This window comes from Pseudomonas sp. AP3_22 TE3818, assembly GCF_053628995.1.
This window is the reverse complement of sequence record NZ_JBRJHL010000001.1, coordinates 5,275,681-5,300,833: the sequence shown is the minus strand read 5'-3', so window position 1 is coordinate 5,300,833 and position 25,153 is coordinate 5,275,681. Positions and strand designations below refer to the sequence as shown.

The window sequence follows — 25,153 nt, the reverse complement described above, 5'->3', positions numbered from 1 at the left end:
TGGGTCGCCAGCAAGCCGGCTCCTACAAGGACATTTCACGCATCCATAAAGTCAGGCAGCCAACTCGCGCATGCGTTGCAATACGGCATTCAAGCCATTACTGCGGGACTCGGACAACTGTCGTCCCAGCCCCAACTGATTGAACCAGTCCGGCAAATCCACCTGCTGCAATTCAGCCGCCGACAAGCCGTTGACCCGCGCCAGCAGCAACGCCACCAACCCGCGAATCAAGCGCGCATCGCTGTTGGCGCTGAACTGCCAATGGCCGTCGCGCAATTCGCCCACCAGCCACACCTGGCTTTCACAACCGTACACCCGGTTGGCGTCGCACATCTGCGCGTCGCTCAAGGCAGGCAGGCGCTCGCCCCATTGCATCAGCAGGCGTGCGCGTTGTTCCCAGCCGGCGGCTTTGCCAAAGGTATCGAGTGCGGTCACGGCATCGGCAGGCAGTTTCATCGCAGCATCTCCAGCGCCTGATCCAGGGCTTCAAAAAACCGTTCCAGGTCTTCGGAGTCGTTGTACAGCGCCAACGACAACCGAATCGCCCCCGCCAGTTCATAGTGTTTGAGCAATGGCATGGCGCAGTGATGGCCAGCGCGCACCGCAATTCCTTGCTCAGTCAACAAATGCGCCAGGTCGGCGTTATGTACACCCTCAACGGTGAAACTGGCCAGTGCCACTTGCGGCTTGCCCAGCAAGCGGATGCCGTGACGTGCCTCAAGGCCTTTGAGCAGGCAGCCATGCAGCGCCGTTTCATGGGCGGACACGGCGTCCTGATCAAGCCCGGCGAGGTAATCCAGGGTCGCTCCCAGTCCGATCACACTGGCAATCGGCGGCGTCCCGGCCTCGAAGCCCAAGGGGGCCGGGCGAAAGCGTGCGTCGTGATAATTGGCATCCAGCACCATTTCACCGCCGAACTGCCAGGGGCGCAGCTGTTGCAGCGCTGTATTGCGCCCGAACAGCACGCCCAGGCCATCGGGGCCGTAGAGCTTGTGGCTGGAGAACACATAAAAATCGCAGCCCAATGCTTGCACGTCGTGGCGGCCATGGACCACGCCCTGGGCACCATCGATCACGGTCAGGGCGTTGTGCCCCTTGGCCAGTGCCAGCAATTGAGGCAGCGGCTGCCACGCGCCAATCACGTTGGACAGTTGACTGACGGCCAGCAGACGCGTGCGTGGGCCGATCAAGCCGGCGGCGGCTTCAAGGTCGATCACGCCGTCGGCGTCCAGCGGCAGGATCACCAGCTTCAGCTCGCGACGGTGCGCCAGTTGCTGCCACGGCAAAAGGTTGGCGTGATGCTCCAGGGCGCTGATGACAATTTCGTCGCCCGGATTGAAAAGAGGTTCCAGGCCATAGGCCAGGAGATTCAGCGCGGACGTCGCGCCGTGGGTAAAGATGATCTGCCCGCAATCGCCGGCATTGAGCCATTGCGCGGCTTTGCGACGGCTGTCCTCGAACGCCTGGGTGGCGTGGGCGCCGGGCAAGTGTTGCGCCCGATGCACGTTGGCCGCGCCATTGGCGTAGTAGTGTGCCAGGGCGTCCAGCAGGGCTTGAGGTTTTTGCGTGGTGGCGGCGTTGTCCAGATAGGTCTGGCCTTGCCGCTGCAGGGCGGCGATGGCCGGAAAATCGGCGCGCCAGGGAGAGAGAATCATCATGGTGTTCGCCTGTACGCCTGACCCCTGTAGGAGCGAGCCTGCTCGCGATGGACCTCAACGATAACGCGGGGTACCAGACAGCCCGTGTCGTTCATTTGATCATCGCGAGCAGGCTCGCTCCTACAGGTACAGGTGACGCTTAGTTGTGAGTGTGCAGCGCTTCGTTCAACTCGATGGCCGATTTGTGGGTTTTGCATTCCACGGCACCGGTTTCCGAATTGCGACGGAACAGCAGGTCCGGCTGGCCGGCCAGTTCACGGGCCTTGACCACTTTGACCAGTTGATTGTTTTCGTCCAGCAGCGCGACCTTGGTTCCGGCGGTCACGTACAGGCCCGACTCGACGGTGTTGCGGTCGCCCAGCGGGATACCGATACCGGCGTTGGCGCCGATCAGGCAGCCTTCGCCGACCTTGATCACGATGTTGCCGCCGCCCGACAGGGTGCCCATGGTCGAGCAGCCGCCGCCCAGGTCCGAACCCTTGCCGACGAATACGCCAGCGGATACGCGGCCTTCGATCATGCCCGGGCCTTCGGTGCCGGCGTTGAAGTTGATGAAACCTTCGTGCATCACGGTGGTGCCTTCACCCACGTAGGCGCCCAGGCGCAGACGCGCAGCGTCAGCGATGCGCACGCCAGCCGGAACCACGTAGTCGGTCATTTTCGGGAACTTGTCCACCGAGAACACTTCCAGCAGCTCGCCGCGCAGGCGGGCTTCGAGTTGCAGCTCGGCCAGTTCGCTCAGGTCGACAGCGCCCTGGCTGGTCCAGGCCACGTTCGGCAGCAGCGGGAAGATCCCGGCCAGGTTCAGGCCGTGAGGCTTGACCAGGCGATGGCTCAGCAGGTGCAGCTTGAGGTAGGCCTCCGGGGTGGACGACAGCTGGGTGTCTTCAGCCAACAGGGTGGCGACCAGCGGCTTGTGGCTCTCGGCCAGACGGGTCAGCAGGGCGGCCTGAGCAGCGTCGACGCCTTTGAGGGCTTCGGCCAGTTGCGAGGCCTGGGCGGTGCTGAATGCGATGGCCTGATTGCCTTCGGTGTAGCCCAGGATCGGTGCGATAGCGGCGACGACTTCAGCCGATGGCTTGAGAACCGGGGCGGCGTAGAACACTTCCAGCCATGCGCCTTGACGGTTTTGAGTGCCGACGCCGAAGGCCAGGCTGAACAGGGTAGTGGACATGTGAATACCTCTAACAAAATTGAACGGGCTGCTTACTTGAGCGCGGCCGCGTAGATATCTGGCTTGAAGCCAATCAGGGTTCGGTCACCGAGATCGAGCACCGGGCGCTTGATCATCGAGGGTTGTGCGAGCATCAGTTCGATGGCTTTCGTCTGGTCGAGATCGGCTTTGCGTTCGTCGTCGAGCTTGCGAAAGGTCGTGCCGGCACGGTTCAACACCACTTCCCAGCCGTGCTCGCTGCACCATTGGGTCAGGTGTTCACGGTCGATACCGACCGCTTTGTAATCATGAAAGTCATAGCTGACAGCGTGTTCATCGAGCCAGGTGCGCGCCTTTTTCATGGTGTCGCAGGCTTTGATGCCGAAAAGGTGCAACGTTTTGCTTGAAACGGTCAAGGAATTGCCCCCTTTGCAGGTGCTGGAAATAAAAGGTGCAGGATTATGCCATGGCCGGACGGTTTCGCGGCGGCTGTGGTCGGGTTTGTATTGGTGTCATGCCATAAATCCCTTTGTAGGAGCGAGCTTGCTCGCGATGAACCCGAGAGCGCCGCGGGGTATCAGGCATACCGCGTCATCGTTAACGACCATCGCGAGCGAGCTCGCTCCTACAGGAGGGCGGTATTCCGTTGTGCGACATTGGTGCAAGGGCCCCCAAACAGTCTAAGCAGCTAATATGGCACTTCAATGCTGTCGATTGTCCGGGAACCACGCTTTATGCAAACCGCCTACACCGTCCTGATCCTGTTGATGCTGGTCGGCGTTTCGCGCCTGATCGGACGGGTGATCCCGCTACCGTTGCCGCTGGTGCAAATCGCCGCAGGGGCATTGCTTGCGTGGCCGACTCTGGGGCTGCATGTGGCCCTGGATCCCGAGTTGTTCCTGTTTCTGTTCCTGCCACCGCTATTGTTCTCCGACGGCTGGCGCATGCCCAAGCGCGAATTCTGGCACCTGCGCGGACCGATCCTGACCCTGGCGGTGGGCCTGGTGTTGTTTACCGTGGTTGGTGCCGGCTATTTCATTCATTGGCTGCTGCCCGGTGTGCCGTTGCCGGTGGCGTTTGCCCTGGCGGCCGTGCTGTCACCGACGGATGCGGTGGCGGTGTCGGCCATCTCCCGCAATCGGCTGCCCACGCCATTGATGCACATCTTGCAGGGTGAGGCACTGATGAACGACGCCTCCGGCCTGGTGACGTTCAAATTTGCCTTGGCGGCGGCGGTGACGGGCGTGTTCTCACTGGCCAATGCCAGTCTGACGTTCGTGCTGGTCGCCGTCGGTGGGCTGGCCGTCGGGGTGGCCTTGAGCTGGCTGGTTGGCCGTCTGCGGGCGTGGATGATCGCGCGCGGCTGGGATGACCCCGCGACGCACGTGGTGTTCATGTTGTTGCTGCCGTTTGCGGCCTACGTGCTGGCCGAGCGCATGGAGGTGTCGGGCATCCTCTCGGCGGTGGCGGCGGGGATGATGCAGAGCTGGCTCGATCTGCTGCCACGCCAGACCAACACGCGCCTGCTCAATCGCAGTGTCTGGTCATTGCTGGAGTTCGCCTTCAACGGCTTGATTTTCCTGCTGTTGGGCCTGCAGTTACCGGACATCATGAAGGCGGTGGCCAGTCACGAAACCTCGCTATGGCCGACGTTGTTGTATCGCGGGCTGGACGTGGTGGCGATTTTCCTGGTGCTGCTGGTTTTGCGGTTCGTCTGGGTGCAAAGCATCTGGCGGCTGTCCATTTTTGTGCGGCGCTGGCGTGGCAAGGCTGAGATAACCCGAGTGCCAGGCGCGCGTTCCTGCTGGTTGCTGACCGTCGGCGGTGTGCGTGGGGCCGTGACGCTGGCGGGTGTGATGTCGGTGCCAATGCTCATGGGGGGCAGTGCGTTTCCCGAGCGGGATCTGCTGATATTCATCGCCGCCGGGGTGATTCTGCTGTCGTTGATTGCGGCCTGCATCGCGCTGCCACTGTTGTTGCGCGGCATCGAAGCCAGCCCGGACGACAAGCGCCGCAACGAAGTGCGCGACGCCTGGCGCAAGACCGCCGAAGCGGCCATTCATGCGCTGGAGGCAGAAGAGGTCAACCCGCAGGACGCCGCCCAGTCCGCGCTGGCCGCCGAACTCAAGGCGCGGATCATGTCCGAGTACCGGCACCAGTTGGAGGTGTTCAACGATTCAGCCGAAGCCCAGGCCCTGGCTTTTCAGATGGACTTGCTGGAACGGCGCTTGCGGGTGAAGGCGCTGCGGGCGCAGCGCCTGGAGTTGTACAGACTCAGTCGTCAGCACCAGATTGGCGATGACGTGTTGCGTGAGGTGCTGGGGGAGCTGGATCTGAGTGAGGCGAAACTGGGTCAGGTGAAATAACCGCTGCTCGTGTAGGAGCCCGGCTTGCCGGCGATGGCGTCCTGCTGATTGCCATCGCCGGCAAGCCGGGCTCCTACAGGTCTGCGGTTACTTGCGGCGTTGAATGAAGTCGCGAATGCGTTCGGCAGCCTCGACACACTCCCCCAACGGCGCAACCAGCGCCATGCGCACGCGCCCGGCGCCTGGATTGACGCCATCGACATCCCGCGACAGGTAAGAACCCGGCACCACGGTCACGTGCTCCTGCTCGAACAGGTCGCGGCAGAACGCTGCGTCGTCACCGGCCACATTCGGCCACAGGTAGAAACTGCCATCCGGGCGTTGTACGTCCAGCACCGGGCTGAGAATTTCCAGTACCGCATCGAACTTCTCGCGATACAACGCACGGTTGGCGCGCACATGCACTTCATCATTCCACGCAGCAACGCTGGCCAGTTGGGTTTGAACCGGCATCGCGCAGCCGTGGTAGGTGCGGTAAAGCAGGAAGCCTTTGAGAATGTCGGCGTCACCGGCGACAAAACCGGAGCGCAGGCCTGGCAGGTTCGAACGCTTGGACAGGCTGTGGAACACCACGCAGCGCTTGAAGTCCTTGCGGCCCAGTTCTGCGCAGGCGCTGAGCAGGCCTGGCGGCGGCATTTGTTCGTCGAAGTAGAGTTCGCTGTAGCACTCGTCCGCGGCAATCACGAAGTCGTGCTCATCGGCCAGGGCGATCAGCTTTTTCAGGGTTTCAACCGGAATCAATGCGCCGGTCGGGTTGCCTGGCGAGCACAGGAACAGGATCTGGCAGCGTTTCCAGATGTCCGGCGAAACGGCGTCGAAATCCGGATTGAAGCCGTTTTCGTCCAGGCACGGCAGGTAATGCGGCTTGGCCCCGGCGAGGAACGCCGCACCTTCGTAGATCTGGTAGAACGGGTTCGGGCTGACCACCAGCGCGTCATCGCCACGGTTGACCACGGTCTGGGTGAAGGCGAACAGCGCCTCGCGGGTGCCGTTGACCGGCAGTACGTTGCGCGCCGGGTCGATCCAGCCTTTGGGCACATCGAAGCGACGTTCGCACCAGGCGGCGATGGCTTCGCGCAGGGCCGGGATGCCGAGGGTGGTCGGGTATACGGCCATCTGATCGAGATTGCTGGCCAGCGCTTCGGCGACGAAGCTTGGCGAGCGGTGTTTAGGCTCGCCAATGGACAGTGCAATAGGGCGCTTGTCCGGGTTGGGCGTGACGCTGCCGAGCAAGGCGCGGAGTTTTTCGAACGGGTAAGGCTGGAGCTGGGACAGAGCGTTGTTCATCGATAAATCTCGTTCGGTGTTGGAGCGGCGCTGGTCCCTGTAGGAGCGAGCTTGCTCGCGATGAACTCAAATACACCGCGTTCTTGCCAGAATAACGCGGTGTATTTGAGTTCATCGCGAGCAAGCTCGCTCCTACGAAAGGCGGGCCGTTGTTAAGTCAGATGCTGATGCGCGACAGTTTGATATCAGGTTCCTGGTTGACGCTCAGTTGTTCGACGATCGCGTCCTGCAGGCGGCTGCACAACAGCGGGTCGGACAGCGGCTGATTGTGGGCGTCGGTGATGAAGAACACGTCTTCCACGCGCTCGCCGAGGGTGGCGATCTTGGCATTTTGCAGCGACAGATCGAACTCCAGGAAAATCGTGCCGATCCGTGCCAGCAGGCCCGGGCGGTCGGGTGCCGTGAGTTCCAGCACCGTCACCGGCCGCTGGGCGTCGTTGTGGATCGTCACCTGTGGTGCAAAGGCGAAATGCTTGAGCTGGCGCGGTACCCGGCGCTGGATGATGGTCGGGTAGTCGTCCGGGTTGCGCAGGGCCTCGGTCAGGCCGTCGCGGATCTGTTTGACCCGTGCCGGGTTGTCGCCGATCGAGTCGCCGTCGGTGTCGAGCACGATGTAGGTGTCGAGGGTGAACTGGCTGCTGGAGGTGATGACCCGGGCGTCATGGATGTTCAGGTTGAGCTGGTCCATCGCGGCCACGGTCACGGCGAAGAAGTCGTGCTGGTCCGGGGCGTAGATGAAGATCTGGGTCCCGCCTTCGAACTCGCGCTGGGTGGTCTCCTTGATCAGTACCAGGGGGCCGCCATCGGCCGGTTGCTGGAGGATGGCGTCGCTGTGCCAGGCCACATCGCCCGCGGTATGACGCAGGAAATAGTCATCACCCAACTGCGCCCACAGCTGCTCGACATCGTCCGGGTCGGTGCCGCCGCGCACCAGAATGTCCAGGGCGGCGCTCTGGGTCTGGCGGATCTGCTCTTCGCGGTCCACCGGATTTTCCAGGCCACGACGCAGGGCACGCTTGGTTTCGGTGTAGAGCTGGCGCAGCAGGCTGGCGCGCCAGGAGTTCCACAGCGTCGGGTTGGTGGCGTTGATGTCGGCGACGGTCAGCACATACAGGTAGTCAAGGCGGGTTTCGTCGCCGACGATCTGTGCGAAGTCGTGGATCACCTGCGGGTCGGACAGGTCTTTGCGCTGGGCGGTGGTCGACATCACCAGATGGTTTTGCACCAGCCACACGATCAGGCGGCTGTCCCACACTGGCAACTGATGGCGCTGGCAAAACGCCTCGGCGTCGACCGCGCCGACGTCCGAGTGGTCGCCATGCCGGCCTTTGCCGATGTCGTGGTACAGGCCGGCCATGTAGATCAGCTCGGGTTTGGGCAGCTTGCCCATGAGTTTGCTGGCCAGCGGGAATTTTTCCGACACCTGGGTGTACTGCAACTTACGCAGGTGCTTGATCAGGTTCAGGGTATGGGCATCGACCGTATAGATGTGGAACAGGTCATGTTGCATCTGCCCGACGATAAAGCCGAATTCGGGCAGATAACGACCCAGGATGCCGTAGCGGTTCATCCGTCGCAGGTTGCGGTGGATGCCGATCTTGCACTTGAACAGCTCGATAAACAGGCTGGTGTTGCGAATATCGTTGCGGAAGTCGTCGTCGATCAGGTGACGGTTTTCCCGCAGCATACGAATGGTGTCCGCGCGTACGCCCTTGATTTCCGGCTGCTGGGCCATCAATACGAAAATTTCCAGCATGGCGAACGGCGTGCGGCGGAAAACGTTGTGGTTGCGTGCTTCGATATAGCCATCGTGCAACTGGAAGCGCGAGTTGATCGGCTGCGGTGGTGCCTCGTCTTCCGGTGCGAGGATGACTTCCTCGAAGTGCTGGATGATCAGGTCGCTGAGCTGGGCGATGCTCATCACCACCCGGTAATACTGTTGCATGAAGTTTTCGATGGCTTGCTTGGCGTCGTCGCCTTTGAAGCCCAGCAGCCCGGCAATGGTGCGCTGGTGATCGAACAGCAGGCGGTCTTCGGCGCGACCGGCGAGCATGTGCAGGGCATAGCGAACCTTCCACAGGAATTCCTGGGAAGAGGCCAGCAGGGCGTTTTCACTTTCGACCAGGAAACCTTCGCCGGCCAGTGCCCGCAGGTTCAGGGTGCCGTACTCGCGACGGGCCACCCACAGAATCGTCTGGATATCCCGCAGGCCGCCGGGCGAGCCTTTGACGTTGGGTTCCAGGTTGTATTCGGTGTCGTTGTACTTGTGGTGGCGAGCCTTTTGTTCGGCGCGCTTGGCCAGGAAGAAGTCCTTGCTCGGCCACATGTGCCCGGTGCTGGTGACGTCCAGCATGCGTTGGCGCAAACGCTCGGGGCCGGCGATGGTGCGGCTTTCCATCAGGTTGGTGACGACCGTCAGGTCGGCGCGGGCCTCGACGGCGCACTCTTCGACCGAGCGAACGCTCTGACCGACCTCCAGGCCGATGTCCCACAACAGTGTCAGAAAGCGCTCGATGGAATCGCGGAAAACTTCGTGGTCCGCGCTGTCCAGCAGGATCAGCAAATCGATGTCGGAATAAGGGTGCAATTCACCGCGGCCGTAGCCACCGACCGCGACCAGCGCGATGTCGGCGTCCTCGCTCCAGCTGAACTGCTCCCAGGCCTTTTGCAGGATGTTGTCGACGAACCAGGCGCGATCCTCGATCAGCCGGCGAATGTCCCGGCCATTGCGAAAACGTGCGTCGAGCACCTCGCGGGCCTGGCGGATCGCCTTCTTGAAGGCCGCGATCGGGCTTGCCTTCAGGGCCAGTTCAGCCTGGAACTGGCCTCGGTCGAAGAGTTCGGGATCCACCTGCGGCATCGATTGGCTTTCCTTTCTATAGGCGAGATACGCTGGCGAGATCAGGCCGAAACGCGAGGGATGGTGTCATCGCTGCGCAGGGTGAAGATCTCGTAACCGGTTTCGGTCACCAGCAGGGTGTGCTCCCATTGTGCCGAGAGCTTGCGGTCCTTGGTGATCGCGGTCCAGCCGTCGCCCAGAACCTTGGTGTCGGCACGGCCCTGGTTGATCATCGGCTCGATGGTGAAGGTCATGCCGGCCTTGAGTTCCATGCCAGTGCCGGCGCGGCCGTAGTGCAGGATCTGCGGCTCTTCGTGGAACACCTTGCCGATACCGTGGCCGCAGAATTCGCGAACCACCGAGAATCCGTTCTTTTCAGCGTGCTTCTGGATGATTTCGCCGATGTCGCCCAGGCGGCAGCCGGGCTTGACGATTTCAATCGCCTTGTACATGCATTCCTGGGTCACCTGGGACAGGCGCTCGGCCCAGACCGGCACGCTGCCGACGTGGAACATGCGGCTGGTGTCGCCGTGGTAGCCGTCCTTGATGACGGTGACGTCGATGTTCAGTGTGTCGCCATCTTTGAGTGGCTTGTCGTTCGGGATGCCGTGGCAGACCACATGGTTGATCGATGTGCAGATCGACTTTGGATAGCCCTTGTAGTTGAGCGGGGCAGGGATGGCTTTCTGCTCATTGACGATGTAGTCGTGGCAGATCTGGTTCAGTTGATCGGTGGTAACGCCCGGCTTGACATGTTCGGCAATCATTTCCAGCACATCGGCGGCCAGTTTGCCGGCGATACGCATTTTGGCGATATCCTCGGGCGTTTTGAGGGTGACGGTCATACAGGCTCTCTCTGCGCCAGGCGGCGCTTTCTGAACGGAAAGGGCATTACGCGATGGGTCTTCGCAGCCCTGAAAAATACGATTCTACCAGACGATCAGCGCAAATCTGCGCCTGTGTGCATCGCTTCTCTCTATAGAATGGTGCATTCTTGGAGGATTCCAAGGGATGGCGCAAAGCGCTCGCCAGGAATTCAGAATCCGGGTTCCGTTTTGCCCTGCCTTGTGATATAAAATGCGCCGCTTTCCGGGGATGTCCCGAAAAGCCTAAATCCACACACGTGTCGACACGATGACCTGGGTGCCTTCAGCTGATGCTGCTGGTTGGTCATTGGGATACGTGGAGGCCAAACCCGACTTATTAAGGAACTATCATGTCCCAAGTCAACATGCGCGATATGCTGAAGGCCGGTGTGCACTTCGGTCACCAGACCCGTTACTGGAACCCGAAAATGGGCAAGTACATTTTCGGCGCGCGTAACAAGATCCACATCATCAACCTTGAAAAAACCCTGCCAATGTTCAACGAAGCTCTGACTTTCGTAGAGCGTCTGGCCCAGGGCAAAAACAAGATTCTGTTCGTCGGCACCAAGCGTTCCGCTGGCAAGATCGTTGCTGAAGAAGCAGCACGTTGCGGTTCGCCGTACGTCGATCACCGCTGGTTGGGCGGCATGCTGACCAACTTCAAGACCATCCGTGCTTCCATCAAGCGTCTGCGTGACCTTGAAGTTCAAGCCGAAGACGGTACTTTCGCCAAGCTGACCAAGAAAGAAGCGCTGATGCGCACTCGTGACCTGGAAAAGCTGGATCGTTCCCTGGGTGGTATCAAGGACATGGGCGGTCTGCCAGACGCTCTGTTCGTTATCGACGTTGATCACGAGCGCATCGCGATCACCGAAGCCAACAAGCTGGGCATCCCGGTTATCGGCGTAGTCGATACCAACAGCAGCCCGGAAGGCGTTGACTACATCATCCCAGGCAACGATGACGCAATCCGCGCTATCCAGCTGTACATGGGTTCGATGGCTGACGCTGTGATCCGCGGCCGCAACAACGTTGCCGGCGGCACCGAAGTGTTCGTTGAAGAAGCTCCGGTAGCAGCAGCTGAGTAATTGACGCCTTGGCGTTGACTCAGTAAGCAAAAAGGGGGCTTGGCCCCCTTTTTGCCACCTCGAAAACCATTTGTCGGCGCCCACTGCTCTATCTGTAACGTGCGGCAGCTAACAAGGGTGGTTCGGGAAGAATTGATCGCCCGTTCGATCGGGTGGAATGGTTGAAAACCTATCCAAGAGGATTTTGAAATGGCAGAGATTACTGCAGCGTTGGTCAAAGAACTGCGCGAGCGTACTGGCGAAGGCATGATGGACTGCAAAAAGGCCTTGACCAAGGCTGGCGGCGACATCGAGAAAGCCATTGATGACATGCGTGCTTCGGGCGCCATCAAGGCCGCCAAGAAAGCCGGTAACGTTGCCGCTGAAGGCGCTATCGCCATCAAGGCTGACGACAAGGCAGCCGTGCTGCTGGAAGTCAACTCGCAGACCGACTTCCTGGCCCTGCAAGACGACTTCAAGAACTTCGTTGCTGCCAGCGTAGAGAAAGCCTTCGACGAAAAACTGACCGACGCAGCTCCGCTGATCGCCGCTCAGGAATCGGCTCGTGAAGCACTGGTTGCCAAAGTTGGCGAAAACGTCAACATCCGTCGCCTGGTGCGCGTAGAGGGCGACGTTGTCGGCACCTACCTGCACGGTAACAAGATCGGTGTTGCTGTTGTTCTCAAGGGCGGCGATGTTCAGCTGGCCAAAGAGATCGCCATGCACGTGGCGGCAAGCAACCCTGAGTTCCTGCTGCCATCGCAGGTTTCGCCAGAAGCCATCGAGCGCGAAAAAGCCGTTTTCCTGTCTTTGAACGAAGACAAGATGAAAGGCAAGCCAGCTGAAATCGTCGAGAAGATGATCGCTGGTCGTATCACCAAGTTCCTGGCTGAGGCCAGCCTGGTCGAGCAGGCTTTCGTGATGAACCCGGAAGTCACCGTAGGTGCTCTGGCCAAGAAAGCCGGCGCTGAAATCGTTTCCTTCACTTACTTCAAGGTAGGCGAAGGCATCGAGAAGCCAGTGGACAACTTCGCAGAAGAAGTTGCTGCCCAGCTGGCTGCCGCCAAGCAATAAGACGGTTTTTTAACTGTCGCCCAGAAGAGGCTGCCCGCTCACGCGCGCAGCCTCTTTTCAGATGGGGCACCAATTTTTATTGGTTTCCTTTTGGAACTGGCTTACAAAGCCGTGTTCCGATGGCGCTGAAGCAGCGCCAAGCTAGAGTGAACGCCAGCTGAAAACAGCTCGCAAAGAATTTTTAAAATACGCCGCAGGAGAGATTCGCAATGGCTCAGCAGGGCAGTGGTTATCAGGCTCGCTATAAACGCATTCTACTCAAGCTCAGCGGCGAGGCCCTGATGGGCTCGGAAGAGTTCGGGATCGATCCGAAAGTTCTGGATCGCATGGCATTGGAAGTTGGCCAACTGGTCGGCATCGGTGTACAGGTCGGTCTGGTTATCGGTGGTGGCAACCTGTTCCGCGGTGAAGCGCTGAGCAAGGCTGGCATGGATCGGGTCACCGGCGACCACATGGGCATGCTGGCCACTGTGATGAACGCCCTGGCCATGCGCGACGCCCTTGAGCGCGCCAACATCTCGGCCATCGTGATGTCCGCTATTTCCATGGTTGGCGTGACCGATCACTATGATCGCCGCAAGGCCATGCGCCACTTGAACTCCAAGGACGTGGTGATTTTCGCGGCCGGTACCGGCAATCCGTTCTTTACGACGGATTCGGCTGCCTGCCTGCGTGCAATCGAAATCGATGCCGATGTCGTGCTCAAGGCAACCAAGGTCGACGGCGTCTACACCGCTGACCCGTTCAAAGACCCGCATGCCGAGAAGTTCGATCATCTGACTTACGATGAAGTGCTGGATCGCAAGCTGGGTGTGATGGATCTGACGGCCATTTGCCTGTGCCGCGACCACAAGATGCCGCTACGCGTATTTAACATGAACAAGCCCGGCGCCCTGCTGAACATCGTGCATGGCGGCGCTGAAGGAACCCTGATCGAGGAAGGCCAACAATGATCAACGAAATCAAGAAAGACGCCAAAGAGCGCATGCAGAAGTCCGTGGAATCGCTGGCGCACAACTTCGGCCGCATTCGTACCGGTCAAGCGCACCCGAGCATCCTGGAAGGCGTGATGGTGCCGTACTACGGTTCCGACACCCCGATCAAGCAAGTGGCCAACATCACCGTCAAAGATGCCCGTACCCTGCAAGTCGTTGCCTTCGAGCGCAACATGCTGGGCGCCGTCGACAAGGCGATCGGCAGTGCAGGACTGAACCTGAACCCGACCAACCTGGGTGAGTTGCTGCTGATCAGCATGCCGGCCCTGACCGAAGAAACCCGTCGCGGTTTCACCAAGCAGGCTCGCGATGTGGCTGAAGATGCCCGTGTTGCCGTGCGCAACATCCGTCGCGATGCAAACAGCTCGCTGAAGGATCTGGTCAAGGAAAAGGAAATCAGCGAGGACGAAGAACGTCGCGCCACAGGCGAGATCGACGATCTGACCAAGAAGTTCGTAGCTGAAATCGACGCTAAGTTGGCGGAGAAAGAAAAAGACCTGATGGCCGTATAAGGGTCGCGTTTTCATGGAAAAGACCAAGCAGACTGCACCGTCCGCGGTGCCGCGCCATGTCGCGATCATCATGGATGGTAATAATCGCTGGGCGAAAAAACGCTTTATGCCGGGTGTCGCCGGGCATAAAGCGGGCGTGGATGCGGTACGTGCGGTCATTGAAGTCTGTGCCGAAGCCAAGGTCGAGGTGCTGACCCTGTTCGCCTTTTCCAGCGAGAACTGGCAGCGTCCGGCCGATGAGGTCAGCGCCTTGATGGATCTGTTCTTCAAAGCGCTGCGTCGTGAGGCCAAGCGCCTCAACGACAACAACATCAGCCTGCGCATCATTGGTGATCGCTCGCGTTTTCATCCCGAGCTGCAGGCTGCCATGCGCGAAGCCGAGGCCATGACGGTTGGCACCAATCGTTTTATCCTGCAGATCGCCGCCAATTACGGCGGTCAGTGGGATATCGCGCAAGCGGCGCAACGACTGGCACGAGAGGTTCAAGCCGGACACTTGCGTCCGGAAGACATCACGCCAGATCTGCTGCAGACCTGCCTGGCCACAGGTGATCTGCCGTTGCCTGACTTGTGTATCCGTACCGGTGGCGAGCATCGCATCAGCAATTTCCTGCTCTGGCAGCTGGCCTATGCCGAGCTGTATTTTTCCGACCTGTTCTGGCCGGACTTCAAACACGATGCCATGCGCAATGCGCTGGCCGATTACGCTTCCCGCCAGCGCCGCTTCGGTAAAACGAGCGAGCAGGTCGAGGCTGGAGCCCGGGTTTAATGCTTAAACAACGAATCATCACCGCACTGATCCTGCTGCCGATTGCCCTGTGCGGGTTTTTCCTGCTTGAAGGTTCCGGTTTTGCGCTGTTCATCGGGCTGGTAGTTACCCTTGGTGCATGGGAGTGGGCGCGTCTGGCGGGTTTCGCCGGTCAAGCGTTCCGCGTCGGCTTTGCCGCGGTGGTCGCCTTGATGCTGTTCGTCATGTACATCCTGCCCGGGCTGGCGCCTTGGGTATTGGGCGCTTCGGTACTGTGGTGGGCGGTGGCGACGTACCTGGTGCTGACCTATCCGCGTTCGAGCGAGCATTGGTCCAATGCGGCGACCAGGCTGGTGATCGGCCTGTTGATTCTTCTGCCGGCCTGGCAGGGGTTGGTGCAGATCAAGCAGTACCCGCTGGGTAACTGGCTGATCATGGCCGTGATGGTGCTGGTCTGGGGGGCCGATATCGGCGCCTACTTCTCCGGTCGTGCTTTCGGCAAGCGTAAACTCGCACCGCAGGTCAGTCCGGGCAAAAGCTGGGAGGGCGTGTACGGTGGTCTGGCGCTGAGCCTGGTCATTACCACGCTCGTTGCTCTGGTGCGCGACTGGACGGTGGCGCAGCTGTTCAAAGGGCTGATCTGTGCTGCGCTGATCGTGTTCATTTCGGTGGTGGGCGACCTCACTGAAAGCATGTTCAAGCGTCAGTCCGGGATCAAGGACAGCAGCAATCTGCTTCCGGGTCACGGTGGCGTGCTGGATCGTATCGACAGTCTGACGGCGGCCATTCCGGTGTTCGCCGTGCTGTTGTGGATGGCGGCGCCATGAGCCGCCCGCAACAGATTACCGTTCTGGGGGCCACCGGTTCGATTGGCCTGAGTACGCTCGACGTCATCGCTCGTCATCCTGATCGTTACCAGGTCTTTGCCTTGAGTGGCTTCACTCGCTTGAGTGAATTGCTGGCGCTCTGTGTGCGCCATATGCCGCGATTTGCCGTAGTGCCTGAGGTCGCAGCTGCTCGCACCTTGCAGGATGATTTGCGCGCGGCGGGTCTTCCAACCCGCGTTCTGGTGGGTGAGGAAGGTTTGTGTCAGGTCGCTTCCGATCCGGAAGTCGATACGGTCATGGCGGCCATCGTTGGTGCGGCAGGATTGCGCCCGACGCTGGCGGCGGTCGAGGCGGGCAAGAAGATCCTCCTGGCCAATAAAGAAGCGCTGGTGATGTCCGGCGCGCTGTTCATGCAGGCGGTGCGCAAGAGCGGCTCGGTGTTGTTGCCGATCGATAGCGAGCACAACGCCATTTTCCAGTGCATGCCGCACGATTATGCCCGTGGCCTCGAGGCGGTCGGCGTACGCCGGATTTTGCTGACGGCTTCCGGCGGTCCGTTCCGTCAGACGCCAATGGCTGAGCTGGCACATGTTTCACCTGACCAGGCGTGTGCGCATCCGAACTGGTCCATGGGGCGAAAAATCTCCGTTGACTCGGCCAGCATGATGAACAAAGGGCTTGAGCTGATCGAAGCCTGCTGGCTGTTCGATGCCAGACCATCGCAGGTCGAGGTGGTGATTCATCCGCAAAGCGTGATTCATTCGCTGGTCGACTACGTCGATGGTTCTGTCCTGGCACAGCTGGGTAATCCGGACATGCGCACGCCCATCGCCAATGCCCTGGCCTGGCCGGAGCGGATTGACTCGGGTGTGGCGCCGCTGGATCTGTTTGCCATTGCACGGCTGGACTTCCAGGCGCCCGATGAAGAGCGTTTCCCTTGTTTGCGTCTGGCGCGCCAGGCGGCCGAGGCGGGTAACAGTGCGCCGGCCATGCTCAATGCGGCAAATGAAGTGGCGGTGGCGGCATTTCTCGACGAGCGGGTTCGTTACCCGGAAATCGCGAGTATCATCGAGGAAGTACTGAGTCTGGAGCCTGTCGTGGCAGTGGATGATCTCGAGGCAGTGTTCACGGCAGACGCGAAAGCGCGATTGCTGGCCGGACAATGGTTGAGCCGTCACGGGCGGTAAATGCTGCAGATAGTTGGCCCAGGCAGCAGCGGATAGGATTGCGGAGAAAGTAGATGAGCGCGCTCTATATGATTGTCGGCACCTTGGTCGCTCTGGGTGTGCTGGTTACCTTCCACGAGTTCGGCCATTTCTGGGTCGCGCGTCGCTGTGGGGTCAAGGTGCTGCGCTTCTCCGTAGGCTTCGGCATGCCTTTGCTGCGCTGGCACGACAGGCAGGGCACCGAATTTGTTGTTGCCGCCATCCCGTTGGGCGGCTACGTGAAAATGCTCGACGAGCGCGAAGGCGAAGTACCGCCCGACCAGCTTGGTCAATCCTTCAATCGCAAATCCGTTCGTCAGCGCATTGCCATCGTGGCGGCGGGGCCGATTGCCAATTTCCTGCTGGCATTGGTGTTCTTCTGGGCGCTGGCAATGCTCGGCAGCGAGCAGGTGCGTCCGGTCATCGGGGCTGTCGAGTCCGGCAGCATCGCGGCCAAGGCGGGATTGAGCCCGGGCGAGGAAATCGTGGCCATTGACGGCGAGGCGACTTCCGGCTGGGCGGCGGTGAACCTGCAGCTGGTTCGTCGCCTGGGTGAAAGCGGCTCGTTGCAGATAATGGTTCGCGAGCAAGGCTCGACGACCGATTCGCCACGTGAACTTGCGCTGGATAAATGGCTCAAAGGGGCTGACGAGCCAGACCCCATTCATTCGTTGGGGATTCGCCCGTGGCGCCCGGCATTGCCGCCTGTTCTGGCTGAACTCGATCCAAAGGGGCCGGCCCAGGCTGCCGGCCTGAAGACCGGTGACCGGTTGCTGGCGCTCGATGGTCGTACGCTGGATGACTGGCAGCAGGTCGTCGATACCGTCCGTATGCATCCTGATACCAAAATCATGCTGCGGGTTGAGCGGGGCGGTGCTCAAATCGACGTCCCGGTGACACTTGTCGCTCGCGGCGAGAGCAAGTCACCCAGCGGCTACCTGGGGGCAGGAGTGAAGGCTGTCGATTGGCCGCCGGAGATGATCCGCGAGGTCAGTTACGGACCATTGGCAGCGATTGGCGAGGGGGCTCGGCGCACCTGGACCATGAGCGTGCTGACCCTCGATTCACTGAAGAAAATGTTGTTCGGCGAGCTCTCGGTAAAAAACTTGAGTGGACCGATAACCATTGCTAAAGTGGCGGGCGCTTCGGCCCAGTCGGGTGTTGCAGATTTCCTGAATTTCCTTGCTTATCTGAGTATTAGCCTGGGGGTTCTGAATTTGCTGCCCATTCCTGTGCTGGATGGGGGGCATTTGTTGTTTTATCTGATTGAGTGGGCGCGTGGTCGTCCCTTGTCGGATCGGGTGCAAGGTTGGGGGATACAGATTGGCATCAGTTTGGTGATCGGAGTGATGTTGCTCGCTCTGGTTAATGATCTGAGTCGTCTGTAACGTCGCTGAATTGCGAATCTGCCGCATTTTGCGGCAGTTTGTTTATTGCCAGTTGGAATAAGAAAGGACTTCATGAAACGTCTGCTGCTAACTGCGGTTCTCACCGTATTGATGATCGCCGAAGTTCACGCCGAGTCCTTCACTATCTCTGATATTCGCGTCAATGGCCTCCAGCGGGTCTCCGCGGGTAGCGTCTTTGGTGCTTTGCCGTTGAACGTCGGTGAACAGGCGGATGATCGTCGCCTGGTGGAATCCACTCGTGCGTTGTTCAAAACCGGTTTCTTTCAAGATATCCAGCTGGGCCGCGATGGCAACGTCCTGGTCATCACGGTAGTCGAGCGTCCGTCGGTCGCCAGTATCGAGATCGAAGGCAACAAGGCGATCTCTACCGAAGACCTGATGAAAGGCCTAAAACAATCCGGTCTGGCCGAAGGCGAGATCTTCCAGCGTGCCACCCTTGAAGGCGTGCGTAACGAACTGCAGCGCCAGTACGTCGCCCAGGGTCGCTATTCGGCTACCGTCGACACCGAAGTGGTGCCGCAGCCGCGTAACCGCGTTGGCCTGAAGGTCAACATCAACGAAGGTACCGTTGCGGCTATCCAGCACATCAACGTGGTGGGCAACACGGTCTTTCCCGATGAAGACCTGATCGACCTTTTCGAACTCAAGACCACCAACTGGTTGTCGTTCTTCAAGAACGATGACAAGTACGCCCGTGAAAAACTCTCCGGTGACCTGGAACGTCTGCGTTCCTACTACCTGGACCGTGGCTATATCAACATGGATATCGCTTCGACCCAGGTTTCCATTACGCCGGACAAGAAACACGTCTACATCACCGTCAACGTCAACGAAGGCGAGAAATACACCGTTCGTGACGTCAAACTCAGCGGCGACCTGAAAGTCCCTGAGGACCAGATCAAGTCCCTGTTGCTGGTGCAAAAAGGCCAGGTGTTCTCGCGCAAGCTGATGACCACCACCTCCGAGCTGATCACCCGTCGCCTGGGCAACGAAGGCTACACCTTCGCCAACGTCAACGGCGTGCCTCAACCGCACGATGAAGATCACACCGTGGACATCCTGTTCGCGGTCGATCCGGGCAAGCGTGCCTACGTGAACCGCATCAACTTCCGTGGCAACACCAAGTCCGAAGACGAAGTGCTGCGTCGTGAAATGCGTCAGATGGAAGGCGGCTGGGCTTCGACCTACCTGATCGATCAATCCAAGACCCGTCTGGAGCGTCTGGGCTTCTTCAAGGAAGTCAACGTCGAAACCCCGGCCGTACCGGGTGTCGATGACCAGGTGGACGTCAACTACAGCGTTGAAGAACAAGCCTCCGGTTCGATTACCGCCAGTGTCGGTTTCGCCCAGAGTGCCGGTCTGATCCTCGGTGGTTCGATCACTCAGAACAACTTCCTGGGTACCGGTAACAAGGTCAGCGTCGGCCTGACCAAAAGCGAATACCAGACCCGCTACAACTTCGGTTTCGTCGACCCCTACTGGACCGCCGACGGCGTGAGCCTGGGTTACAACGCCTTCTACCGCACGACTGACTACGATGACCTCGATACTGACGTCGCCAGCTACGCCGTAGACAGCCTGGGTGCCGGTGTGAGTGTGGGTTATCCAATCAGCGAGACTTCGCGTCTGACCTTCGGCCTGAATGCGCAACAAGACGAAATCAAGACCGGCGTTTACACCGTTGACGAGATCTTCGACTTTGTTAACAAGGAAGGCGACAAGTACCTGAACTTCAAGGCTTCGGCCGGTTGGTCCGAGTCCACCCTGAACAAAGGCGTATTGGCGACTCGTGGTCATTCTCAAAGCTTGACGGCGGAGGTCACCGTACCGGGTAGCGACCTGTCGTTCTTCAAACTCGATTATCGTGGCCAGTTGTTCCAGCCACTGTCTGAAAACTACACCATGCGCCTGCACACGGAATTGGGTTATGGCGATGGTTATGGTTCGACTGACGGCTTGCCATTCTATGAAAACTACTATGCTGGTGGTTTCAACTCGGTTCGTGGCTTCAAGGACAGTACATTGGGTCCACGCAGTACTCCGAGCCGTGGCGCAGGCACTACTGGCAACCCGGGCACTCTTGCTGACCCGGATCAGGATCCACTGCCGTTCGGCGGTAATGTCCTGATTCAAGGTGGTGCGGAGATTCTGTTCCCGCTGCCGTTCGTCAAGGATCAACGTTCCCTGCGTACGTCGGTATTCTGGGACGTGGGTAACGTGTTCGACTCCAAATGCGAGCAGACGACCAATACAAATCCTGCGTCGAAGTCCAATACGCAGTGCAACGACATTAGCCTGAGCAATATGGCTAGCTCTGTTGGTGTAGGTGTGACGTGGGTCACTGCACTGGGTCCTTTGAGTTTCGCATTGGCCATGCCGGTCAAGAAACCGGATGACGCCGAGACTCAAGTGTTCCAATTTTCCCTCGGCCAGACGTTCTAAGCGTCTGACCCAAGATAACGACAATGAATTTTGTAGGAGTGCATCGTGCGTAAGTTGACTCAATTGGTTCTCCTGGCCAGCGTACTGGTCGCTGGTCCGGCATTTGCCGACATGAAAATTGCAGTTCTGAACTATCAGATGGCTCTGCTGGAGTCCGACGCGGCCAAGAAATACGCCGTGGATGCCGAGAAGAAGTTCGGTCCTCAGCTGACCAAGCTCAAGACGCTGGAAACCAGCGCCAAGGGTATTCAGGACCGCCTGATGGCCGGTGGCGACAAAATGCAGCAGGGCGAGCGCGAGCGTCTGGAGCTTGAATTCAAGCAAAAGGCCCGTGACTTCCAGTTCCAGTCCAAGGAGCTGAACGAAGCCAAAGCCGTTGCCGACCGTGAAATGCTGAAGCAGCTCAAGCCGAAACTGGACAGCGCTGTGGAAGAAGTCATCAAGAAAGGTGCTTTTGACCTGGTCTTCGAGCGTGGTGCAGTGATTGATGTCAAGCCGCAGTACGACATCACTCGCCAGGTTATCGAGCGCATGAATCAGCTGAAGTAATCCATGACCGTGACCATTAAGCTCGGCCAATTGGCCGAGTTCCTCGGCGCCACACTACGTGGCGACCCGGAGAGAGAAATTACTGGGCTAGCCACCTTGCAGGAGGCTGGCCCAGCTCAGTTGAGCTTTCTCGCAAACCCTCAATACCGTAAGTACCTGGCGGACAGCCGGGCCGCAGCGCTGTTGCTGAAGGCTGCTGATGCCGAAGGTTTTGCCGGTAATGCGTTGGTGGTGCCTGATCCGTATCTGGCCTACGCGCGTGTTTCCCACCTGTTCGATCCAAAGCCGAAAGCGGCTGCCGGTATTCACCCGACAGCCGTTGTGGCCGAGGACGCGGTGGTTGACCCGGCTGCGAGTATTGGTGCCTTTGCGGTGATCGAAAGCGCAGCACGAATCGCTGCCGGCGTGACCATCGGTGCGCATTGCTTCATCGGTGCCCGTTGCGAAATCGGCGAAGGCGGTTGGCTGGCCCCACGGGTCACGCTGTACCACGACGTGCGCATTGGCAAGCGTGTGGTCATTCAGTCGGGTGCCGTGCTCGGCGGCGAAGGTTTCGGTTTTGCCAATGAGAAAGGTGTCTGGCAGAAAATTGCCCAGATCGGTGGTGTGCTGGTCGGTGACGATGTCGAGATTGGCGTGAATACCGCTATCGACCGCGGCGCATTGGCCGATACCATTCTCGGTAATGGTGTGAAGCTCGACAACCAGATCCAGATCGCCCACAACGTTCAGGTCGGTGATCACACCGCCATGGCCGCCTGTGTCGGGATCTCCGGCAGCACCAAGATCGGCAAGCATTGCATGCTCGCTGGCGGTGTAGGGCTGGTGGGGCATATCGAGATTTGCGATAACGTTTTCATCACCGGAATGACCATGGTGACCCACTCGATTACCGAAAAGGGTTCCTATTCTTCCGGTACGGCCATGCAGCCAGCAGCCGAATGGCGCAAAAGCGCGGCTCGCATCCGTCAGCTCGATGACATCGCGCGGCGCCTGCGACAGCTGGAAAAGCAAGTAGGGGAAGTGACCCCTGACGGTAATGCTTCATCAGATGGCTGATACCATTTCCATATCAAGTGTGCACAGCCGCTAGACTGCCTCCTTGATTTGCTAGCGGAACGTGCGTCAGTCGCGCGCTCCCAATCTTTACATAGGCTTCCCCCCGAAATGATGGACATCAACGAGATTCGCGAATACCTGCCTCACCGTTACCCGTTCCTGCTGGTGGACCGGGTAGTGGAGCTGGATGTTGAAGGCAAGCGCATTCGCGCCTACAAGAATGTCAGCATCAACGAACCGTTCTTCAATGGTCACTTCCCCGCGCATCCAATCATGCCGGGCGTATTGATCATCGAGGCCATGGCTCAGGCTGCCGGGATCCTTGGTTTCAAGATGCTTGACGTGAAACCGGCCGACGGCACCCTCTATTACTTCGTCGGTTCCGACAAGCTGCGCTTCCGCCAGCCGGTTCTGCCAGGCGATCAGTTGATCCTTGAAGCCAAGTTCATCAGCTGCAAGCGTCAGATCTGGAAATTCGAATGCCAGGCTTCGGTCGATGGCAAGCCAGTCTGCTCCGCTGAAATCATCTGCGCGGAACGCAAACTATGAGTTTGATTGACCCTCGTGCAATCATCGATCCGACAGCCATTCTGGCTGACGGCGTCGAGGTCGGCCCGTGGTCGATCGTCGGCGCAGGTGTGGAAATCGGCGAGGGGACAGTCATCGGGCCGCACGTGATCCTCAAGGGACCGACCCGAATCGGCAAGCACAATCGCATCTACCAGTTTTCCTCGGTGGGTGAAGATACGCCTGACCTGAAGTACAAGGGCGAGGAAACCCGCCTGGTGATTGGTGATCACAACGTCATCCGTGAAGGCGTGACGATCCACCGTGGCACCATACAGGATCGTTCGGAAACAACCCTGGGCGATCACAACCTGATCATGGCCTATGCCCACATCGGCCACGACAGCGTGATTGGCAACCACTGCATCCTGGTGAACAACACCGCACTGGCGGGCCACGTGCATGTGGAAGACTGGGCCATCCTCTCCGGTTTTACCCTGGTTCATCAGTATTGCCACATCGGCGCCCACAGCTTCTCCGGCATGGGTACGGCGATCGGCAAGGATGTTCCAGCCTACGTCACGGTATTCGGCAACCCTGCCGAAGCTCGCAGCATGAACTTCGAGGGTATGCGCCGTCGGGGGTTCAGCGAAGATGCGATCCACGCGCTGCGTCGTGCCTACAAGGTGGTGTACCGCCAGGGTCTGACCGTGGAGCAGGCGCTTGCCGAACTGGAAGAGCCGTCCGCCCAATATCCGGAAGTGGCGGTGTTCCGTGACTCCATCCAGTCTTCGACTCGCGGCATCACTCGCTAACCATGGCCAATCTGCGTATTGCGCTGGTAGCGGGTGAGGCTTCCGGTGACATTCTGGGTGCGGGCCTCATGCGCGCGCTCAAGGCTCATCACCCGGCGGTCGAGTTCATCGGTGTCGGTGGTCCGTTGATGCAGGCTGAAGGCCTGACTTCGTATTTCCCGATGGAACGTCTGTCCGTCATGGGCCTGGTGGAAGTGCTGGGCCGGTTGCGCGAGTTGCTGGCGCGGCGCAAGAAGCTGGTCGCCGACCTGATCGCCGCGAAACCCGATGTGTTCATCGGTATCGATGCGCCGGACTTCAACCTCAATATCGAACTCAAACTGCGTCAGGCCGGTATCAAGACCGTGCATTACGTCAGTCCGTCGGTGTGGGCCTGGCGGCAGAAACGCGTGCTGAAGATTCGCGAAGGCTGCGACCTGATGCTCACGCTGTTCCCGTTCGAAGCCAAATTTTATGAAGAGAAAGGCGTGCCGGTGCGGTTCGTCGGCCATACCCTGGCCGATGCCATTCCGCTCGAAGCCGATCGCGCGGCTGCGCGGGCCGAGCTCGGTTTGCCTGACGGGCCGCTGGTGGCGTTGATGCCAGGCAGCCGTGGCGGTGAAGTTGGCCGGCTAGGTGCGTTGTTTCTCGATACCGCGCAGCGCCTGCGGGCGTTGCGCCCGGGTGTGCGTTTTGTCATGCCTTGCGCCAGTGCGCAACGTCGCGCACAGCTTGAAGAGCTGTTGGCTGGTCGCGATCTGCCACTGACCCTGCTCGATGGACAGTCGCATCTGGCCTTGGCAGCGTGCGATGCGGTGTTGATTGCCTCCGGTACCGCGACGCTTGAAGCATTGCTGTACAAGCGGCCGATGGTGGTCGCCTATCGCCTGGCGCCACTGACGTTCTGGATTCTCAAGCGCATGGTGAAAAGCCCCTATATTTCGTTGCCGAACTTGTTGGCACAGCGTCTGTTGGTGCCCGAGTTGTTGCAGGACGATGCCACGGTCGAAGCGCTGGCCCAGACCTTGTCGCCCTTGATCGAGGGTGGGGAAGAGCAGACCCGTGGTTTTGATGAAATTCACCGGACCCTGCGTCTGGATGCCTCCAACCAGGCTGCGGACGCAGTGCTGAAGCTGATCGGCCAAGTAGAATGAGTAAAACGAACATGCAGATGGGGCTGGACTTTACCTTGGTCGCTGAAGTCGAAGAGTTGGTTGCCGGCGTCGATGAAGTCGGTCGCGGCCCGCTCTGTGGCGCGGTAGTGACGGCGGCGGTGATTCTTGATCCGAACCGCCCGATCCTCGGCCTGAACGACTCGAAGAAGCTCACCGAAGCCCGTCGCGAAAAGCTCTACGACGAAATCTGCGAAAAAGCCCTGAGCTGGTGCATCGCTCGCGCCGAAGTCGAAGAAATCGACGAACTGAACATCCTGCACGCCACCATGCTGGCCATGCAGCGCGCCATTGCCGGGCTGCACATCCAGCCGAAGCTGGCGATGATCGACGGCAACCGCTGCCCGAAACTGCCAATGCGTTCCGAGGCTGTGGTGAAGGGCGATAGCAAGGTTCCTGCCATCGCCGCTGCATCGATTCTGGCCAAGGTCAGTCGTGATCGCGAAATGGCTGCGTTCGAGTTGATCTACCCCGGCTACGGCATCGGTGGTCACAAGGGCTACCCGACCCCCGTTCATCTGGAAGCGCTCGCGCGTCTTGGCCCGACCCCGATTCACCGACGTTCGTTTGCTCCGGTGCGGCTGGCTTACGAGGCGCGGGAAAGTCTCATCGAGAGTTAGTCGC

23 protein-coding genes are annotated in these 25,153 nt (G+C 59.6%); 16 read left to right on the top strand and 7 right to left on the bottom strand.

Annotated features, from left to right (window positions below):
* Window positions 1-51 precede the first annotated feature (51 nt).
* From AB7M25_RS24230 to AB7M25_RS24215, 4 genes are all read right to left on the bottom strand, one after another.
* Window positions 52-456 (bottom strand): SufE family protein, encoded by a 405-nt coding sequence (locus tag AB7M25_RS24230; protein WP_429560237.1) that lies wholly within the window; start codon window positions 454-456, stop codon window positions 52-54.
* Window positions 453-1,658 carry an aminotransferase class V-fold PLP-dependent enzyme gene (locus AB7M25_RS24225; RefSeq protein ID WP_429385932.1) on the bottom strand — a complete coding sequence of 402 codons (1,206 nt, stop codon included), beginning with the start codon at window positions 1,656-1,658 and terminating at the stop codon, window positions 453-455. Before AB7M25_RS24225 ends, AB7M25_RS24230 begins: the two co-directional genes overlap by 4 nt.
* 139 nt (window positions 1,659-1,797) lie before the next feature.
* Window positions 1,798-2,832: a 2,3,4,5-tetrahydropyridine-2,6-dicarboxylate N-succinyltransferase gene (dapD, locus tag AB7M25_RS24220; protein ID WP_454238072.1), complete on the bottom strand. Its 1,035-nt coding sequence runs from the start codon at window positions 2,830-2,832 to the stop codon at window positions 1,798-1,800.
* Window positions 2,833-2,864: 32 nt separating this feature from the next.
* Window positions 2,865-3,227, bottom strand: coding sequence for an ArsC family reductase (locus AB7M25_RS24215; RefSeq protein WP_007978403.1), 363 nt, complete (start codon window positions 3,225-3,227; stop codon window positions 2,865-2,867).
* A 318-nt stretch (window positions 3,228-3,545) separates the two neighbouring features.
* Between AB7M25_RS24215 and AB7M25_RS24210 the strand changes: the two genes are divergently transcribed.
* On the top strand, window positions 3,546-5,177 hold the full coding sequence (locus AB7M25_RS24210; RefSeq protein WP_454238071.1) for a Na+/H+ antiporter: 1,632 nt from the start codon (window positions 3,546-3,548) through the stop codon (window positions 5,175-5,177).
* A gap of 87 nt (window positions 5,178-5,264) precedes the next feature.
* Here AB7M25_RS24210 and dapC read toward each other — a convergent pair whose 3' ends face one another.
* From dapC to map, 3 genes are all read right to left on the bottom strand, one after another.
* Entirely contained in the window at window positions 5,265-6,464 is a 1,200-nt protein-coding gene (gene dapC, locus AB7M25_RS24205) for a succinyldiaminopimelate transaminase (protein ID WP_454238070.1), read from the bottom strand.
* 157 nt (window positions 6,465-6,621) lie between these two features.
* Window positions 6,622-9,324, bottom strand: a complete 2,703-nt coding sequence (locus tag AB7M25_RS24200) for a [protein-PII] uridylyltransferase (protein ID WP_258684392.1) — start codon at window positions 9,322-9,324, stop codon at window positions 6,622-6,624.
* Between the two features lie 41 nt (window positions 9,325-9,365).
* On the bottom strand, window positions 9,366-10,148 hold the full coding sequence (map, locus tag AB7M25_RS24195) for a type I methionyl aminopeptidase (protein ID WP_102699381.1): 783 nt from the start codon (window positions 10,146-10,148) through the stop codon (window positions 9,366-9,368).
* 371 nt (window positions 10,149-10,519) lie between these two features.
* Between map and rpsB the strand changes: the two genes are divergently transcribed.
* The 15 genes from rpsB to rnhB all read left to right on the top strand — a co-directional run bounded on the left by rpsB (window position 10,520) and on the right by rnhB (window position 25,149).
* The gene (gene rpsB, locus AB7M25_RS24190; protein WP_007978390.1) at window positions 10,520-11,257 is read left to right on the top strand and encodes a 30S ribosomal protein S2; all 738 of its coding nucleotides are present in this window, start codon (window positions 10,520-10,522) and stop codon (window positions 11,255-11,257) included.
* Window positions 11,258-11,446: 189 nt separating this feature from the next.
* Window positions 11,447-12,310, top strand: a complete 864-nt coding sequence (gene tsf, locus AB7M25_RS24185) for a translation elongation factor Ts (protein ID WP_015093762.1) — start codon at window positions 11,447-11,449, stop codon at window positions 12,308-12,310.
* A 209-nt stretch (window positions 12,311-12,519) separates the two neighbouring features.
* On the top strand, window positions 12,520-13,263 hold the full coding sequence (gene pyrH, locus AB7M25_RS24180) for a UMP kinase (RefSeq protein ID WP_003222124.1): 744 nt from the start codon (window positions 12,520-12,522) through the stop codon (window positions 13,261-13,263).
* Window positions 13,260-13,817, top strand: coding sequence for a ribosome recycling factor (frr, locus tag AB7M25_RS24175; protein ID WP_007978385.1), 558 nt, complete (start codon window positions 13,260-13,262; stop codon window positions 13,815-13,817). Before pyrH ends, frr begins: the two co-directional genes overlap by 4 nt.
* A 13-nt stretch (window positions 13,818-13,830) precedes the next feature.
* Window positions 13,831-14,586, top strand: coding sequence for a polyprenyl diphosphate synthase (uppS, locus tag AB7M25_RS24170; RefSeq protein ID WP_429385926.1), 756 nt, complete (start codon window positions 13,831-13,833; stop codon window positions 14,584-14,586).
* Window positions 14,586-15,392 carry a phosphatidate cytidylyltransferase gene (locus tag AB7M25_RS24165; RefSeq protein WP_429391218.1) on the top strand — a complete coding sequence of 269 codons (807 nt, stop codon included), beginning with the start codon at window positions 14,586-14,588 and terminating at the stop codon, window positions 15,390-15,392. The genes uppS and AB7M25_RS24165 overlap by 1 nt, the downstream gene beginning before the upstream one ends.
* The gene (gene ispC / locus AB7M25_RS24160) at window positions 15,389-16,579 is read left to right on the top strand and encodes a 1-deoxy-D-xylulose-5-phosphate reductoisomerase (RefSeq protein WP_429385923.1); all 1,191 of its coding nucleotides are present in this window, start codon (window positions 15,389-15,391) and stop codon (window positions 16,577-16,579) included. The genes AB7M25_RS24165 and ispC overlap by 4 nt, the downstream gene beginning before the upstream one ends.
* 53 nt (window positions 16,580-16,632) lie before the next feature.
* Window positions 16,633-17,985, top strand: coding sequence for a sigma E protease regulator RseP (gene rseP, locus AB7M25_RS24155; RefSeq protein WP_454238069.1), 1,353 nt, complete (start codon window positions 16,633-16,635; stop codon window positions 17,983-17,985).
* Between the two features lie 72 nt (window positions 17,986-18,057).
* Window positions 18,058-20,448, top strand: a complete 2,391-nt coding sequence (bamA, locus tag AB7M25_RS24150) for an outer membrane protein assembly factor BamA (protein ID WP_429385920.1) — start codon at window positions 18,058-18,060, stop codon at window positions 20,446-20,448.
* Window positions 20,449-20,493: 45 nt separating this feature from the next.
* Window positions 20,494-20,997, top strand: a complete 504-nt coding sequence (locus AB7M25_RS24145) for an OmpH family outer membrane protein (RefSeq protein ID WP_015093768.1) — start codon at window positions 20,494-20,496, stop codon at window positions 20,995-20,997.
* 3 nt (window positions 20,998-21,000) lie between these two features.
* Complete coding sequence (gene lpxD / locus AB7M25_RS24140) at window positions 21,001-22,056, top strand: UDP-3-O-(3-hydroxymyristoyl)glucosamine N-acyltransferase (RefSeq protein WP_104450675.1); 1,056 nt, start codon at window positions 21,001-21,003, stop codon at window positions 22,054-22,056.
* Window positions 22,057-22,164: 108 nt separating this feature from the next.
* Window positions 22,165-22,605, top strand: coding sequence for a 3-hydroxyacyl-ACP dehydratase FabZ (fabZ, locus tag AB7M25_RS24135; RefSeq protein ID WP_007978374.1), 441 nt, complete (start codon window positions 22,165-22,167; stop codon window positions 22,603-22,605).
* Window positions 22,602-23,378, top strand: coding sequence for an acyl-ACP--UDP-N-acetylglucosamine O-acyltransferase (lpxA, locus tag AB7M25_RS24130; RefSeq protein WP_429385918.1), 777 nt, complete (start codon window positions 22,602-22,604; stop codon window positions 23,376-23,378). The genes fabZ and lpxA overlap by 4 nt, the downstream gene beginning before the upstream one ends.
* A gap of 2 nt (window positions 23,379-23,380) precedes the next feature.
* Window positions 23,381-24,511, top strand: a complete 1,131-nt coding sequence (lpxB, locus tag AB7M25_RS24125) for a lipid-A-disaccharide synthase (protein ID WP_429385917.1) — start codon at window positions 23,381-23,383, stop codon at window positions 24,509-24,511.
* An 11-nt stretch (window positions 24,512-24,522) separates the two neighbouring features.
* Window positions 24,523-25,149 carry a ribonuclease HII gene (rnhB, locus tag AB7M25_RS24120; RefSeq protein ID WP_429386144.1) on the top strand — a complete coding sequence of 209 codons (627 nt, stop codon included), beginning with the start codon at window positions 24,523-24,525 and terminating at the stop codon, window positions 25,147-25,149.
* Window positions 25,150-25,153 lie beyond the last annotated feature (4 nt).

Bases quoted from the DNA above. Each gene is read 5' to 3' on its own strand.
- pyrH (WP_003222124.1), top strand. From the start codon at position 12,520: ATGGCTCAGCAGGGCAGTGGTTATCAGGCTCGCTATAAACGCATTCTA.
- AB7M25_RS24230 (WP_429560237.1), bottom strand. From the start codon at position 456: ATGAAACTGCCTGCCGATGCCGTGACCGCACTCGATACCTTTGGCAAA.
- lpxD (WP_104450675.1), top strand. From the start codon at position 21,001: ATGACCGTGACCATTAAGCTCGGCCAATTGGCCGAGTTCCTCGGCGCC.
- AB7M25_RS24225 (WP_429385932.1), bottom strand. From the start codon at position 1,658: ATGATGATTCTCTCTCCCTGGCGCGCCGATTTTCCGGCCATCGCCGCC.
- AB7M25_RS24210 (WP_454238071.1), top strand. From the start codon at position 3,546: ATGCAAACCGCCTACACCGTCCTGATCCTGTTGATGCTGGTCGGCGTT.
- dapC (WP_454238070.1), bottom strand. From the start codon at position 6,464: ATGAACAACGCTCTGTCCCAGCTCCAGCCTTACCCGTTCGAAAAACTC.
- rseP (WP_454238069.1), top strand. From the start codon at position 16,633: ATGAGCGCGCTCTATATGATTGTCGGCACCTTGGTCGCTCTGGGTGTG.
- lpxB (WP_429385917.1), top strand. From the start codon at position 23,381: ATGGCCAATCTGCGTATTGCGCTGGTAGCGGGTGAGGCTTCCGGTGAC.
- fabZ (WP_007978374.1), top strand. From the start codon at position 22,165: ATGATGGACATCAACGAGATTCGCGAATACCTGCCTCACCGTTACCCG.
- AB7M25_RS24165 (WP_429391218.1), top strand. From the start codon at position 14,586: ATGCTTAAACAACGAATCATCACCGCACTGATCCTGCTGCCGATTGCC.
- rpsB (WP_007978390.1), top strand. From the start codon at position 10,520: ATGTCCCAAGTCAACATGCGCGATATGCTGAAGGCCGGTGTGCACTTC.
- frr (WP_007978385.1), top strand. From the start codon at position 13,260: ATGATCAACGAAATCAAGAAAGACGCCAAAGAGCGCATGCAGAAGTCC.
- rnhB (WP_429386144.1), top strand. From the start codon at position 24,523: ATGCAGATGGGGCTGGACTTTACCTTGGTCGCTGAAGTCGAAGAGTTG.
- uppS (WP_429385926.1), top strand. From the start codon at position 13,831: ATGGAAAAGACCAAGCAGACTGCACCGTCCGCGGTGCCGCGCCATGTC.
- lpxA (WP_429385918.1), top strand. From the start codon at position 22,602: ATGAGTTTGATTGACCCTCGTGCAATCATCGATCCGACAGCCATTCTG.
- dapD (WP_454238072.1), bottom strand. From the start codon at position 2,832: ATGTCCACTACCCTGTTCAGCCTGGCCTTCGGCGTCGGCACTCAAAAC.
- ispC (WP_429385923.1), top strand. From the start codon at position 15,389: ATGAGCCGCCCGCAACAGATTACCGTTCTGGGGGCCACCGGTTCGATT.
- bamA (WP_429385920.1), top strand. From the start codon at position 18,058: ATGAAACGTCTGCTGCTAACTGCGGTTCTCACCGTATTGATGATCGCC.
- map (WP_102699381.1), bottom strand. From the start codon at position 10,148: ATGACCGTCACCCTCAAAACGCCCGAGGATATCGCCAAAATGCGTATC.
- tsf (WP_015093762.1), top strand. From the start codon at position 11,447: ATGGCAGAGATTACTGCAGCGTTGGTCAAAGAACTGCGCGAGCGTACT.
- AB7M25_RS24200 (WP_258684392.1), bottom strand. From the start codon at position 9,324: ATGCCGCAGGTGGATCCCGAACTCTTCGACCGAGGCCAGTTCCAGGCT.